The sequence below is a fragment of the Pseudoxanthomonas putridarboris genome (assembly GCF_038321125.1).
Lineage (GTDB): Bacteria > Pseudomonadota > Gammaproteobacteria > Xanthomonadales > Xanthomonadaceae > Pseudoxanthomonas_A > Pseudoxanthomonas_A putridarboris.
Genome location: NZ_JBBWWT010000001.1, coordinates 121283 through 134392, shown reverse-complemented (window position 1 = coordinate 134392; position 13110 = coordinate 121283). Strand labels below are relative to the sequence as shown.

Below are 13110 nucleotides of genomic sequence, written 5' to 3'. Positions count from 1 at the left end.
ATATCTCGTGGTAACAAGCCCATCGAGGGTGCACATATGGGGATTGCGGAGCCATTTCGAGTCCTGTGTCTGGACGGTGGCGGAATGCGCGGCGTTTACCAGGCGACGTATCTCGACACATTCGCACAGCGGCTCCGCGTCTCAGGTACTGGAGAGATCGACCCGGGCCGGGCATTCGACCTGCTGGTGGGGACCAGTACCGGCGGGATTGTCGCCTGCGCCCTGGCGGCGGGCATCCCGCTCGGCAAGGTGCTGGCGCTGTACCAGGTGCATGGCCGGGAGATTTTCCCGCGGCAGCGGCTGCGGGCAGTGCCGAAGCTGGGCAAATACGTCCGAGGCCTGTTCTCCGGCCTTGCCGCCGGCGACCGGGCCTTGCGTGCCGTGCTTACCAATGCCTTCGGCACCGAGACCATGGGGCAGGTCTACGCGCGCCGCGGCATCGGCCTGGCCATCACCACGGTGGATTTGAACCGCCATGCCTCTGTGGTGTTCAAGACCCCGCACATGGACCGTCTCAACGGGCGCGACAACGAGCGGCTATTGGTGGACGCCTGCATGGCGACCAGCGCTGCCCCCATCCTGCGATCGATCGCACGCCTGACCGAACCCGGTGGTGGCGAGGCCACCGTCGACTACGTGGACGGCGGCTTGTGGGCGAACAACCCGGGCGCGGTGGGCATGATCGAAGCGCACGAGATCCTGCAGCGGCGCGGCGAGGCCGATCGCCCGATCCACCTGTACATGCTCGGCACGCTTCCCGTACAGGGCGGCGAAGAACTCAAGAGCGCCAGGAAACTGCACCGCGGGGCGCTGGGTTGGGACAGCGGCCTCAAGGCCATCGCCGCGAGCATCAACGCACAGGCGGTCGCATATGGCTACCTCGCGCAGAAGATCGCGGAGCTGCGGGGGCACGGCAGCTTCGCCTACCGGCTGCCGGCGCAATGCCCGTCCGGCGAACTCCACAGGTATCTGGAAAACATGGACGACGCGCGTCCCAAGGTACTCAACGCGCTCGCCCGGCAAGCCATCTCCGACGTCGATTTCGCCTGGGCGACGACTGAATCAGACGATCGGATGAGCGCGTTCCGCACTGCACTGGCGGGCGCGTCCGATCCCAGTCGCCAGCAGCCCGAGGCACAAGCCCATGACCATCATTGATTGCAACAAAGAGATGAAGGGGTATCACGCGGACGAGGTGAACCTCTCGAACGACGACCAGACGGAGATGCGCAACCGCCGCGACAGCGGCCGGACGCGGCTCAAGAACGGGTTGACCAAGGCCGGCCATCCCTTGCCCAAGGAGTTCAGCTCGCAGGGCTCCTATGCGATGCGCACCATGGTCCAGGATGATGCCTGCGACTACGACATCGACGATGGCGTGTATTTCGACAAGGAAGACCTGAAGGACGCCGATGGCGGCTACCTCGGCGCACGCGACGCCCGCACCCGGGTTCGCAACGCGCTGAAGGACGACCGGTTGGCCTACGACGCGGTGGTCAAGACCAATTGCGTGCGCCAGCAGTATCCGGACGGCTACCACATCGACATTCCCGTCTACCGCACGATCCGCTCGAAGGACTTCTGGGGCAACGAAGTCGTCGAGTACGAACTGGCCAGCGGCGATGACTGGGTCAAGTCGGATGCCCGCAAGGTGACGCGCTGGTACAACGATGCGGTCGGCTCGGAACTGAAGGCGGGGCAGTCCGATACCAGCCAACTGCGGCGGATCACCAAGCTGACCAAGAAGATGGCCCGCAGCCGCGTCGCCTGGAAGAAAAAGACCACCAGCGGCATCTGCATCTCGAAACTGGTCGTAGACCACTTCGTGGCGCGTCTCGACCGGGACGATGACGCCCTGCGCGACACTTGGAAGGCGATCAAGGCGCAACTGGTTTTCAGTCAGCGCATCGGCCATCCGGTGTATGCGGACAAGAATCTCGCGGAGGAAGGCGACGAGGGCGTGATCTTCTTCCGCGATTGCCTGGGCGAGGCATTGGAGACACTGAAAGTTCTCGACGAATACGACTGCACGCGCAAGAAGGCGGGCGACGCCTGGGACAAGGTGTTCAACACGGACTATTTCAGCGCCCAGATCGCCAAGGACGCCGCTGCGGCCAAGTCCCTGCTCCAGCCTGCCGCCGCCGCTGCCGCTGGCCTCACTTTCCCCAGCCGCCCGGTGGTGCCGAACAAGTCCTCGGGCTTCGCCTGATGAAATGGGCCATGGACGATCCCGCGCGCTTCCTGCGCGAGCGCGCGGAACTCGATCGTCTCGAAGCCGAGGCCGGCTGGCTGAGCACGGCCTGGCGCATGTCCGAGGACGGCTCGATTGCGGTCGATCTCGACATGACCATCCATGGCCGCGTCTTTGCGGGGCGGATGACCTATCCGGCCATGTTTCCGGACTCGCCGCCCTACATCTGTCCGCGGGACAAATCCGAGCGATGGTCCGGCCACCAGTACGGGGCCGGCGGCCCGCTGTGCCTGCAGTGGCGGGCAGACAACTGGCATCCCGACGTGACGGGTGCAGACATGGTGCGTAGCGCACACGAACTGCTGAGCACTGAACAGCATCCCGAGTTGCCGAACACGGTGCCCTCGGCGCACCGCCTGACGGAGGGACAGGACATGCGCGGCGCGGGCCAGCGCTTCGTGGCCACCACCGGGCTACTGGCCACGTGGACTGCGCTCCCGCTACCGTCCCGAACCCGGCTGAAATCGGCGATCGTGTACAACCTGGGTGCAGTCGTCATGTTCGCGGCGAAAGTCGCCGACGCGCAGGACGTGCTGCAGGACGTGGTCGACGTTCCGGAAGGTATCGCAGCATCGCTTCCGCTGTTCTCGCTGTCCGGCGATGGATGGATCTTTCGTAGCGAAGTCTTCGACCAGCGCCAATCCGTCGAATCCGCCGAGGCGTTGGTGCGGGTGCTGGCAGAGGCGGGATTTGCCACCGACGACGTCCTGGTGCAGGAGGCCGGCAAGTACAAGGCGAGAACCATCGTGCTGCTGGGCACGGCGTTGCCGTCGCTGCGGGTGTTCCTGATCGACTCGGGCGAGCAGCCGGAGTTGCTGGAGCACAGGATCGTGTGGCCGACGCCTTCCGATTTCAGGTTGTCGGAGGAAACACAGCGACTGGCCAATGTCCGTGTCGGCATCGTCGGACTCGGGTCAATGGGCAGCAAGATCGCGGTTTCATTGGCGCGATCCGGTGTCCGCCGCTTCCTGTTGGTGGACGACGACTACCTCGCGCCCGGCAACATGGTGCGCCACGAGCTGTCTTGGGCCTACGTGGGGACGCACAAGGCACGAGCGGCGCGTGACGCACTGTCACTGATTGCCGCTGGGGTGCAGGTGGATACGCGAACCACTCGTCTCGCCGGTCAGGAGTCAGCGGTGACCGCGGCAGCCGCGCTCAAGGATCTGTCCAACTGCGACCTGCTGATCGATGCCACCGCCAATCCGGAAGTCTTCCTTCTGCTGGCAGCGTTAGCGAAGCGGCAGGAAACGCCGCTATGCTGGGGCGAGATATTCGCCGGCGGTTACGGTGGGATGATCGCGCGGGCGCGCCCGGGACGCGATCCGAACCCGTTGGCGGTTCGCGACGCCTACCACGCCTACCTGGCGACCCTTCCCGACGCGCCTTTCAAGAACGCGGCAGGCTACGATGGAACCGAAGAACAACCGTTGGTCGCATACGACAGCGACGTCGGCTTCGTGGCGACCGCGCTGACCCGGCTGGCCATCGATACCGCGTTGTCCCGGGATCCAAGCGAGTTTCCCTATTCGGTGTACCTGTTGGGCATGCGCCGCGAGTGGATCTTCGAGGCGCCGTTCGACACGCGCCCGGTCGCCGTGCAGGGCCATGGCTGGGAGCGCGGCGAGGACGCCGGGAGTGGCGAAGACAGGCATGCCGTCGTGGAAGCGTTGCTGAGGATGTACGAAGGACAAAAGCGTGCTGACGCTGATCCTGCCGCCTGAGCAGCACGAGTTGCTGCTGGCGGCGCTCCGGAAAGCCGGCCGGCGCGAGGTCGGTGGAATCCTGATGGGCGAGCATGTCGGACCAAATCTCTTCATCGTCCGGGAGATGACCGTGCATCGTCGCGGTGCGTTCGCCTCATTCGTGCGAAGAATCGAGGACGCCATCGGACGGCTTCGCGCATTCTTCCAGCAGACCGGACATGACTACACCCGGTTCAATTATCTTGGCGAATGGCATTCGCATCCGTCGTTTGCGCCTTACCCAAGCAGGACGGATGACCTGTCCATGCTGCAGATCGTCCAGGACGAAACTGTGGGCGCGAACTTCGCGGTGCTGCTGATCGCCAAGCTCGGGCTGGAGGGAGAGCTGGTTTCCACTGTCCATACCTACCTCCCTGACGGCACGCGGATGCTCTCCACGGTCAGGGCCGGGCGCTACGTGGGAAGAACGCCGCTGAATTGCGGGCGGTAACGCTTCTTCATGGATTTGCCGGGGCACGATGATGCTCGGTAGTATCCGCGGGAGCGGGGGTGATGGCTTCGTTTCTGGCGAGCGTCATCGTTACGCTCAGGGGGGTGGTGCGTGGCTCGAATAATCAATGCCAACGACTTGGGCGAGGAACTGCGCAAGAGGCTCCTTCGTTCATTCCAGTCGGGGAATATCAACTTTCTGCTCGGATCCGGGGCGTCGCTGCCGGCGATCCCCACGGCCGGTCCGATCGAGGCGGAAATCGCTGGACTGATCTCCGCGGGAAGGGACGAGGAGGCATACGCCAAGATGTATGCGTTCCTCGAGACGGTTCACGCGCCGACCAACAAGCTCATCAACGACGAGGCGGACGAGGGCAACCGCGCGTCCCTCAGGTGCTATGAGGCACTGCTGAAGACGATCGAGGAAATACTCCTGGCCAGGCGCACCACCATCCTCCCGCGCCAAGCGACGGTGTTCACGACGAACTACGACCTGTTCTTGGAGAAGGCGTCGGCGGCGTGCCCGTCCACCATCCTCAACGATGGTTTCAGTCGTTCGCCCAGCTTGGGGCATCGGATGGAGTACTCGTCGCGGAACTTCTTCAGGGCCACCTACAACACTGGCAATCTCTACGACTACCGGGTCGAAATACCCTGCATCAACCTCATCAAGCTCCACGGCTCCTTGTCGTGGCTGAAGGACAAGGACGACATCCTGCTCCGGGTCGAGGCGGTGAAGCTGCTCGACAATGACGGGACTCATGAGGAGAGGAGGAAGTTCATCGCCGCCTGCGCGGTGGTACTGCCGCAGGCGGCAAAGTTCCGCGAGACCCTCATGGATCGCACCTATTACGACCTGCTGAGGATCTACGCGAACTCCCTGGACAGGGAGAACACCGTTCTGATCACATTCGGCTTCTCGTTCGGTGACGAGCACATCCGCGACATTACGATGCGTGCCCTGAAGAATCCGACGTTGAGGCTGATGCTGTTCGCCTTCAATTCAGCGGCTCGCGACAGGTTTGCGACACTGTTCCAGCAGTACAGCAACGTCGAGATCATTGCCCCTGGCGACGAGGACGAGCTGCATTTCGAGCACTTCAACGACTCGCTGAGCCGTATATTGCGTGCTGGGCAGGGCTGACGCCGTGAGCTCGCACGAACTATTGAGGGATTCTGTCCTCAGGGTCGGGGAGGTCAGCGCCGTCGAGGGGCGCAAGATCTACGTGCAGGTGGACCGGAACAAGAACCTGTCGGACATGTTCTTGGACGGAGACATCCTGACGAACATTGCCGTGAACAGTTACCTGGAGATACGGAAGGGCTTTCTGAGCATCATCGGGAGAGTCGAGGGCGAGCGGGTCCAATCCGACAAGTCCGACGAATGGGAAGAGCAGGGCCAGGCGGTCAACACGAACCGAAGAATCCTCACGGTTGCCCTTTCGGGCTACATCGACGAACGTGGGGTCTTCGCCGGGGGAACCCGAGAGCTGCCGCTGATCGGCAACGAAGCGTACCTGCTGACCAAGCAGAAAGTCCATCTGATGCACAACCTCGTGCAGCAGGGCGCACCCTCCGTTAGCATCGCCACGCTGTTTGGTGAAGACATCGAGATAGAGTTCCCCATCGACGGATTGTTCAACAGCCACATCGCGATCTTCGGGAACACCGGGAGCGGGAAGACCAACACGCTCGCGGCGTTGTACCAGGGGCTGATCCGGGCCCTGAAGCAGCGCAACAGCGAGCGGTTCGAGGAACGAACGCGCTTCGTGCTCATCGACTTCAATGGCGAGTACCGTGGGGAAGAATGCCTGACTCCGGACAAGAAGGTCTACAACCTGTCGACGCGTGTTGCAAACGGCGACAGGATTCCCGTCGAAATGGATGCGCTGCTCGATATCGAGGTTCTGTCGATTCTTGTCGATGCCACGGAGAAGACGCAAAAGCCGTTCCTCAGGAGAACATTGCGCTTCTTCAGGCAGGTATCCGAGGCGAACAATCCGGAGGCCTATTTCAGAGGCGTCCTGCAGAGCAAGGTGAGGGATACCCTGCAGCTGGCGGACAAGGTGCGGGCGACCCTGCTCATCGATTACTTCGAGCAGATCCTGCCGGATGCCGATGCCGATGGGAATCTTGTCGATCTGGCGGGCGACCTCGACTGGTACAACCTGGGCAACGAGTTCCGGCTGCGCGATGGCACTGCGTACCTGAGAACGAACCCCAACCGGATTCCGGACACAATCCTTTACCGGCAGGTGGACCGGTTCGCCTTCGGCGCCAGCATGCTGGGCAACCTGATTTCCGCGCTCTATCTGCAGCTCATCGCTGACGTTATTACCAACCGCGCGCAGAACGAGCATATAGCGCCGTTGATCAATCGGCTGAAGGCGAAGAAGGACGAAATAGAAAAGCTGTTCTCGTTCGGTGGGCAACAGAGCTTCTGGCAGAAGAATGTGGTCGTGGTCAACCTGCACGACGTCAACATCGAGATGAAGAAGACGATTCCTCTTCTGCTGGTGAAAAAACTCTATGACGAGCAAAAGTCGGAAGGCGGGGACAGAACGCTCTCGCTCATCATAGACGAGGCGCACAACATCCTGTCCAAGCAATCCTCGCGCGAGGCGGAGACTTGGAAGGACTACCGCCTGGAGACGTTTGAGGAGGTCATCAAGGAGGGCAGGAAGTTCGGGGTGTTTGTGACTTTAGCAAGTCAACGGCCAAGCGATATCTCCCCGACCATCGCCTCGCAGGCGCACAACTACTTCATTCACCGGCTGATCAATCAGGCCGATCTGAAGATGATTTCTTCTGCGGTTTCCTACGTGGATCGGGTCACGGAGGAGTCGATTCCCACGTTGCCGACGGGCACTTGTGTATTCAGTGGCGTCGTGACCCAAGTTCCGTTGAAGATTCATGTCAGGGAGCTGGACGAACTGTCACGGCCGAGCAGTGCAACCAAGAAGTTTAGTGATGTGGTGCCGCCCGTGGAGAACTGCTGATCGGTCTTCCGAACCAGTGGCGCTCTTCTTGGGCTGGGCGTCTGATCCGTGGGTAGCGGGCTGGAGGAGGTGCGGTCTTGCGGCTGCCTTCACCGTAGCACGTCGTTCTCGCCGTCAAGGGCTGCGCGCCGATGGCGCTTGCGGCCTGCGGCCGTCTGCGACCCTTGACTGCTGCGCTGCGGCGTGCCGCCCGGCGCCGGGCAATCCCGCCCGGTACCGGAGCACGACCATGTCGTCTTCTTCTTCGTTCGATTCTCCTCTATTCATTCGCGATACGCGCAAGCGCTACCATCCGGCCAATGCCGACCAGATCATCGAGGCAGCGCGCCAGGTGGTCGACCAGCGCATGCGGCGCGGAACGCTGTTCTCGGATCCGTCGGTCGCCGGGAAGTTCTTCCGCGACAAGCTGGCTGGCCTGCAGCGCGAAGTGTTCGCTGCGGTGTTCCTCGATACCCGGCACCGGCTGATCGAATACGTCGAACTGTTCTTCGGCAGCGTGGATGGCGCCGAGGTGCATCCGCGCGAACTGGTCCGGCAGGCGCTGCTGTTGAACGCGGCGGCGGTCGTGGTGGCGCACAACCATCCGTCGGGCGAACCCGAGCCATCGGCGGCCGACCGGGCGCTGACGGCGCAGTTGAAGCAGGCACTGTCGTTGGTCGATGTGCGGCTGCTGGACCACTTCGTCGTCGGTGCGCACGCGTCCCTATCGATGGCCGCACGCGGCTGGGTTTGAGTCGCCGATTGTCGAGAGGAGCGCAAGCTCCTCTCTTTCTTGCAATCTCTCGCAAAACATCCGCCTTACGGCAGGGCGCGCGCCGTGCCGCGGCGCGGCGCGGCCAAATCAGGCTGTAGCTGCCGTTATCAGTGTCAGGGGCTGGCGGCGTTACCGCCAGGACGGAAGTGGTGTCAGCTCAACATCGTGGCCGCGTCGGATGACGGGGGTTGTCACCCGTGCCGTTCCCGTTGTGGTCGACCTTAGATCGTGGCTGAAGTCGCTGCCGTTCGGAACAACGGTTGTGGCCGGTTGAGCGCACGCACGGTGCCCGCGCCTTCGGTTATGCGGCGGGTACCGAGTGGTTCGAGTCTCCTCCCAAATCAGCTCGACCCCTGCGGCCTTCACTTGTCGGCGAATCTTGGTCGATGGCACGGCTGCGCCTCGGGCTCATGCCCGCAACCGGACGCGCAAACAACTTCCCCGGCGTGCCGCCTCCTCGCCGACAAGTTCTTTGCGCTTTGCCGGTTCTCCACTGCGTTGCGACCGCAAGCGGTGCGGGCGCCCGACCATCGCCTTTCCGATCGCCGTCAAGGCCGCGATGGGCGCGACCTGACCAACCGGAAGGAGAATCACCATGTCCACCATCGGCACCTTCACCAAGTCCGATAACGGCTACGCGGGCACCGTGCGCACGCTCAACGTCAACGTCAAGGTCAAGTTCGTCCCGAACGAGAAGACCAGCGACAACAGCCCCGACTATCGGGTGCTGGCTGGCAACTACGAGATCGGTGCAGCGTGGGCCAAGACCAGCCAGGCCAACCGCCCGTACCTGTCGGTCTCGCTCGACGACCCCTCGTTCCCGGCGGCGATCTACGGTCGCCTGGTCGAGAGCGATGACGGCAGCTACAGCCTGATCTGGTCGCGACCCAGCAGCGATTGATCGTTGCGACGAACGGCCCGCCGTAAGGCGGGCCGATTCTTTTGTCGTTTGTGACGACTTGCCACTCCGCCCGGCTTCCTCAGTCAAGGGCCCGCGCAGCTGCCCGTGTCCTCGCCTGCGGCTGCGGGCCGCGCCAGCCGCTGCGCTGCGGCTGCGCCGCTCCCTTGACTGCGCCGGGCTGCGTGGCGAGCGGTCGCCATCAGCTTGTTGCGGACCCCTGCTCCTGCGGAGCCGGGGCCACGCAACGCACCGATGACAACCACAGGAGTTCACCATGAACGCGCAAGTCCAAACCCCCAACGACGTGCGGGCCATCCCGCTCGACCAGTTGTTCCCGTCGCCGCTCAACGTTCGCAAGACCGGCGGCACTCGCATCGACAGCCTCGCCGCGTCGATCAAGGCGCGCGGGCTGATCCACAATCTCACCGTCATCCCGCGTCCGCGCGAGGACAAGCGGCCCGGCTTCGAGGTGGTCGCCGGCAAGCGCCGGCTCGCCGCGCTACGGCTGCTCGCCAAGCGCAAGGAACTGGCGGCGAGCGCGCCGGTCGATTGCCGCGTGGTGTCGCGCGAGCAGGCCACCGCCAACAGCCTCGCCGAGAATGTCGAGCGCGAGGCGATGCACCCGGCCGACCAGTTCGCCGCCTTCGCCAAGCTGGTGGACCAAGGTAAGCCGACCGAGGACATTGCCGCCGAGTTCGGCATCAGCGTTGACACTGTGCAGAAGCGGCTGCGGCTGGCGCGGGTGTCGCCGCAGGTCATGCGGCTCTACCGTGCCGAGGAACTGACCCTGGAGCAGGTGATGGCCTTCACTCTCTCCGACGACCACGCCGCGCAGGGCGCGCTGCTGGAAGACGACGCACGCCCATCGGCGTACCAGATTCGCCGCGCCCTGACCGAAACGACGGTGCGCGGCGACGACCCGCGCGCGCGGCTGGTGGGCCGCGATGCCTACGTCGCTGCCGGCGGCACCATCCGCCGCGACCTGTTCGGCAACGATGCCACCGACTACTTCGAGGATGCCGCGCTGCTCGACCGGCTGGCCAACGCGAAACTGGAGAAGGCCGTCGCCAAGCTGCGCAAGCAACGCCCGTGGGTGCAGGTGGTCGCCGGCACGCTCGATTACGAGACGCGCGCGCAGTTCGGAAAGGTGCCCAGCATCCGGCAAACGCCGGACGCCAAGACCGAGAAGAAGCTGGCGCAGTTGCGCGCGCGGCTGGCCGCCGCCGAGCAGCAGGCCGAGGCGGCGGAAGCGGAGGCCGACGGTGACGAGGACAGTCCGCCGTGGACGCGGGCCTGCGCGAAGTGCGAGGCGCTGCAGGAACAGATCGCGGCCATCGAGCGCGGGCTGATCGCACCCGACCCGGACGCGGCGGCGCTGGCCGGCGCAGTGGTCGCGCTCGACCATCGCGGCCACGTGCAGGTTCTCGACGGCCTCATCCGGCCCGAGGACAAGCGCGCGGCGGCCAAGGTCGCACGCAAGGCCGGACAGGGCGGCGAAGTGGACGGGGTTGGCGACAAGGGCGCGGGCGGCGACCCGCGCACCGTGCGCCGCGACCTGTCGGCGTTCCTGACGGTGGTCGCGCAGCAGGCGCTGGCGAACAATATTCCGCTGGCGATGCGCGCGCTCGCGTTCCAGTTGGTGCTGGCGCTGCGCAAATCCCGCAGCGGCGGGCATGGCCTCGACGTCGCCGTGACCGACCACGCCGACGTCGGCGCGTCGGAGACGCTGGCCGGCAGCGCTGCCGAAGCGGCGGCGGCGAAGTGGCACGCCGCATGGGAACGCCTGCTGCCGACCGAACCCGACGCGCTGTGGACGTGGTGCCAGCAGGCCGACGACCACCGCATCCTGTCGCTGCTGGCCTACTGTGCGGCGCGCAGTTTCAGCGCGGCGCAGGATCACAGCGATTCGCAGCCGGCGATGCCGCTTCTGTCGGCATTGCAGTTGGACATGACCGCGCACTGGACGCCGAACGCCGGCTACTTCAAGCGCCTGCGCAAGACCGACACGCTGGCGATCCTCGGCCAGTACGGCCACGGCGGCCCCGCGTTCGCCAAGCTTAAGCGCGACGTACTGGCCGAATCGGCGGGAAACCTACTGGCGAAAACCGGCTGGTTGCCGCCAACGCTGATCATCTCCGCTGAGTGAGGTGGTCTCGAGGACGCGGGCCGGCGAACCGGCCCGCGTCTTCTCGTGCGTGGATGGCGAGTGTTCACCGCTGAATCAAATCGCCCTTGGGCCGAATTGCTAGTCGCTCAGGTAGCTTTCTTCCATTTCGGGGTGAGTTTCGAACCTCTCGGTTTCGAAGTAGAGCAGGCCTGCCTCCTTCGGGAGATTGTCCAAGCGGGAAAGCACTGCGTTGATCCGTTCGCACTGCCCGGAATTGACGTAGAAGCGGTGCTTATCAAGCCAGTTCCTGGAATCGTGATAGTTGTCGAGTGTTGCAGATTCGAGGGTGGCGACGTGTCGTTCGATCAATGTCCGACTGACCAATCGTCTCAGCGCGGGAATAACGTCGATGGTGCGGTCATCCGAAACAATGATCGCCAGTCTTTTTCTGCCGCCGGAGCCCACGTACCTTACTCCGGAATTGTATCGGGACCCTCTTGATGGCATGCACTCCTCGTTCGCCTCTCCGTCCAAGATCACGCCGATAGCGTGGCAGTACCCGCTGGGATCGACGAGTATCGTTCCATCGATGCCGCTGACGCTTCGAAGCAACTCTTCGGTAAGAATGATTGGCATGATCGGCGTGCCTTGCCTGCCGAGTCGCTTTGCCTCGTTAGCCGCGTCTTCTGCGAACACAACCATGCTGCCATGCTCCAGGCGAGTCTGTGCATTCAGTAGACTCCATGCACGCAGTCCGTCTTCTGGCAGGGATCGCGGGAAGATCCGCGCGTAGCTGCTGAGAAAGGCCTTCCTGTCGATGGGTTCCTGCGGGAGTCTGGGTACGCCATAGTGGCTTCGTATCAGCATTTGGTCGCCGCAACGCAGCTCCCAGTGATAGTGGTCAACGAAGGAGACGATAAACGCATCTTGTTCTGCAGGATTGTGGGATTCCTTTAGTCTGCCTAGGCCGTAGATATTCTGGTGATCCGCGATGATCCCGACGCCGGTGGCGGCCATCTGCAGGACTTTCCTAATCCAGCGTGGTTCGCGGAGCGGCACTGGACTGGCGAATTTCAGGGCAAAGTCGACCGCCGTGTTCGTGGGATCGACGATTACGAGGTCGCCGATTCCTTTCGATCCTTCGTAGAGAAGAGAGGAGACGAGATTTAGAATCTTGAACAGATCGGTATGGATGTACTGCCGGTCGATCGATAAACCCGGCGTGTGCATGAACTTCTCTGCCGCTACACGGACAATTTCCTCCGCGTTCCTCACGCCGTCATGGAAAAAGCGCCCGGGTTCTGGGTCCTGAAGCTTCCCCGTTGCTTCTTCGAGCACGGCATAGATCGCCGCATGGATCAGGCTGCGGTATCCATAACCTCTTTCGAATGCTCCCGCTGGTCGCGGCGATAAAGGCGGAAACTGGGCGAAGGTCGCCGTTGGGACCTGTATGACCGGGGTGACGTAGTAGTCTCCGATGCGCCTTGGCTCGCCGCAGAATGACGCTACCTCGTTGGCCTTGTCATAGGGCTCCAGCGCATCGGCAACCGCCATTCGCGCCGCGTCGCGCCGAATCCACTCGGGCTTGTCGTTCATGCTGGGGGCGTCGCCGTAGAATACGGACTGTAGGTGATGCCCTTTGTATTTCGACTCCACTTCGTCGAGTAAGCCGTCGAAGAGCGACAGCGGCCATTGGCCGTCTTCCGGCTCGACGCAGACCGGGTTGGGGTTATTGCTCCCAGGCGCACGGGCGCCTACAAGCAGCACGTAGGCGTCGTCCACTACTCCGAGTTTTGAGAGGACACCTCTGGCCAAGCCTTGAAGACTGATCCTGTAGCTGTCCTGATAACCCCACATGAAGAGGTAGATCGTGCGTCCTTTCATGCTTCAGCCTCTTCGCGAA

At 63.3% G+C, this 13110-nt stretch carries 10 protein-coding genes; 9 read left to right on the top strand and 1 reads right to left on the bottom strand.

The window, feature by feature from the left end; translation table 11 throughout:
* Positions 1-36 precede the first annotated feature (36 nt).
* The 9 genes from AAD027_RS00660 (at position 37) to AAD027_RS00620 (ending at position 11246) form a co-directional block, all read left to right on the top strand.
* Positions 37-1158, top strand: a complete 1122-nt coding sequence (locus AAD027_RS00660) for a patatin-like phospholipase family protein (RefSeq protein WP_341724084.1) — start codon at positions 37-39, stop codon at positions 1156-1158.
* Entirely contained in the window at positions 1145-2209 is a 1065-nt protein-coding gene (locus AAD027_RS00655; RefSeq protein WP_341724083.1) for a cyclic GMP-AMP synthase DncV-like nucleotidyltransferase, read from the top strand. The genes AAD027_RS00660 and AAD027_RS00655 overlap by 14 nt, the downstream gene beginning before the upstream one ends.
* An 11-nt stretch (positions 2210-2220) precedes the next feature.
* On the top strand, positions 2221-3975 hold the full coding sequence (locus tag AAD027_RS00650) for a ThiF family adenylyltransferase (protein WP_341724082.1): 1755 nt from the start codon (positions 2221-2223) through the stop codon (positions 3973-3975).
* The gene (locus AAD027_RS00645) at positions 3950-4447 is read left to right on the top strand and encodes a M67 family metallopeptidase (protein ID WP_341724081.1); all 498 of its coding nucleotides are present in this window, start codon (positions 3950-3952) and stop codon (positions 4445-4447) included. The genes AAD027_RS00650 and AAD027_RS00645 overlap by 26 nt, the downstream gene beginning before the upstream one ends.
* A 138-nt stretch (positions 4448-4585) precedes the next feature.
* Positions 4586-5590, top strand: coding sequence for an SIR2 family protein (locus AAD027_RS00640; protein ID WP_341724080.1), 1005 nt, complete (start codon positions 4586-4588; stop codon positions 5588-5590).
* A gap of 4 nt (positions 5591-5594) precedes the next feature.
* Positions 5595-7445, top strand: a complete 1851-nt coding sequence (locus tag AAD027_RS00635) for an ATP-binding protein (RefSeq protein ID WP_341724079.1) — start codon at positions 5595-5597, stop codon at positions 7443-7445.
* 229 nt (positions 7446-7674) lie between these two features.
* On the top strand, positions 7675-8178 hold the full coding sequence (gene radC / locus AAD027_RS00630; RefSeq protein WP_341724078.1) for a RadC family protein: 504 nt from the start codon (positions 7675-7677) through the stop codon (positions 8176-8178).
* A 616-nt stretch (positions 8179-8794) separates the two neighbouring features.
* Positions 8795-9100: a DUF736 domain-containing protein gene (locus tag AAD027_RS00625; protein WP_341724077.1), complete on the top strand. Its 306-nt coding sequence runs from the start codon at positions 8795-8797 to the stop codon at positions 9098-9100.
* A 274-nt stretch (positions 9101-9374) separates the two neighbouring features.
* Positions 9375-11246 carry a ParB/RepB/Spo0J family partition protein gene (locus AAD027_RS00620; RefSeq protein ID WP_341724076.1) on the top strand — a complete coding sequence of 624 codons (1872 nt, stop codon included), beginning with the start codon at positions 9375-9377 and terminating at the stop codon, positions 11244-11246.
* Between the two features lie 99 nt (positions 11247-11345).
* Here AAD027_RS00620 and AAD027_RS00615 read toward each other — a convergent pair whose 3' ends face one another.
* Complete coding sequence (locus AAD027_RS00615; RefSeq protein ID WP_341724075.1) at positions 11346-13091, bottom strand: anti-phage protein; 1746 nt, start codon at positions 13089-13091, stop codon at positions 11346-11348.
* Positions 13092-13110 lie beyond the last annotated feature (19 nt).

Excerpts from the sequence above, each read along its gene's own strand:
- AAD027_RS00615 (WP_341724075.1), bottom strand. The coding sequence starts at position 13,091 with ATGAAAGGACGCACGATCTACCTCTTCATGTGGGGTTATCAGGACAGC.
- AAD027_RS00620 (WP_341724076.1), top strand. The coding sequence starts at position 9,375 with ATGAACGCGCAAGTCCAAACCCCCAACGACGTGCGGGCCATCCCGCTC.
- radC (WP_341724078.1), top strand. The coding sequence starts at position 7,675 with ATGTCGTCTTCTTCTTCGTTCGATTCTCCTCTATTCATTCGCGATACG.
- AAD027_RS00650 (WP_341724082.1), top strand. The coding sequence starts at position 2,221 with ATGGACGATCCCGCGCGCTTCCTGCGCGAGCGCGCGGAACTCGATCGT.
- AAD027_RS00625 (WP_341724077.1), top strand. The coding sequence starts at position 8,795 with ATGTCCACCATCGGCACCTTCACCAAGTCCGATAACGGCTACGCGGGC.
- AAD027_RS00655 (WP_341724083.1), top strand. The coding sequence starts at position 1,145 with ATGACCATCATTGATTGCAACAAAGAGATGAAGGGGTATCACGCGGAC.
- AAD027_RS00660 (WP_341724084.1), top strand. The coding sequence starts at position 37 with ATGGGGATTGCGGAGCCATTTCGAGTCCTGTGTCTGGACGGTGGCGGA.